General features: G+C 42.3%; 1 pseudogene. It reads left to right on the top strand.

Going from position 1 to position 357, the window contains the following annotated elements:
* Positions 1-351 (top strand): annotated as a pseudogene (locus HXW94_RS18995) (hypothetical protein); the annotation flags it as partial.
* Positions 352-357: the final 6 nt, after the last annotated feature.

Below are 357 nucleotides of genomic sequence, written 5' to 3'. Positions count from 1 at the left end.
AGTGAATTCGATTTTTTTGCCCCCCGATTACGACTGAAAAGCGCTGATCGGTCAATGACCCGTGAATTTGACGTCATTGCCGAAAGTAATGATTATTTTTTCGTCGTTGAAACAAAATCCACCCCCAACACAGAATATATATCCGATTTTATCAAGCTGATTCCCCAGCTTGATTCATGGTTTCCGGTGATCCGTGAAAAGAAACTGATCCCTGTGTTTGCCTCCCTTTTTATATCCGATGAGCTTGTCCGCTATCTGACCAAAAACAATATTCTTGCCATGGCCACCCGGGAAGACGGGATGGATATTTTCAATACAGAGGTCCTGGAAAATCTTGGGATCATACTTTGATTATTG

Origin of the sequence: Desulfobacter latus (genome assembly GCF_013389365.1) — a bacterium.
Lineage (GTDB): Bacteria > Desulfobacterota > Desulfobacteria > Desulfobacterales > Desulfobacteraceae > Desulfobacter > Desulfobacter latus.
The sequence above is the reverse complement of the archived record's forward strand: the minus strand, read 5'-3'. Positions and strand labels throughout refer to the sequence as shown.